This is a genomic window from Sphingomonas sp. S6 (assembly GCF_043498045.1).
In the GTDB taxonomy this organism is placed as follows: domain Bacteria; phylum Pseudomonadota; class Alphaproteobacteria; order Sphingomonadales; family Sphingomonadaceae; genus Sphingomonas.
Genome location: NZ_JBIEOE010000058.1, coordinates 1 through 409, shown reverse-complemented (window position 1 = coordinate 409; position 409 = coordinate 1). Strand labels below are relative to the sequence as shown.

The following is a 409-nucleotide window of genomic DNA, read 5'->3' as shown; positions in this document are numbered from 1 at the left end:
AAAGTGCGGCCATAGTGGGTGATAGCCCCGTACACGAAAATCTCTTATCAATGAAATCGAGTAGGACGGAGCACGAGAAACTTTGTCTGAATATGGGGGGACCATCCTCCAAGGCTAAATACTACTGACTGACCGATAGTGAACTAGTACCGTGAGGGAAAGGCGAAAAGAACCCCGGAGAGGGGAGTGAAATAGATCCTGAAACCGTATGCGTACAAGCAGTGGGAGCCTACTTTGTTAGGTGACTGCGTACCTTTTGTATAATGGGTCAGCGACTTATATTCAGTGGCGAGCTTAACCGAATAGGGGAGGCGTAGCGAAAGCGAGTCTTAATAGGGCGTTTAGTCGCTGGGTATAGACCCGAAACCGGGCGATCTATCCATGGGCAGGTTGAAGGTTAGGTAACACT

1 rRNA gene is annotated in these 409 nt (G+C 49.1%); it reads left to right on the top strand.

The features are described from left to right. A 23S ribosomal RNA gene (locus ACGVWT_RS19230) occupies window positions 1–409 on the top strand; the annotation flags it as partial.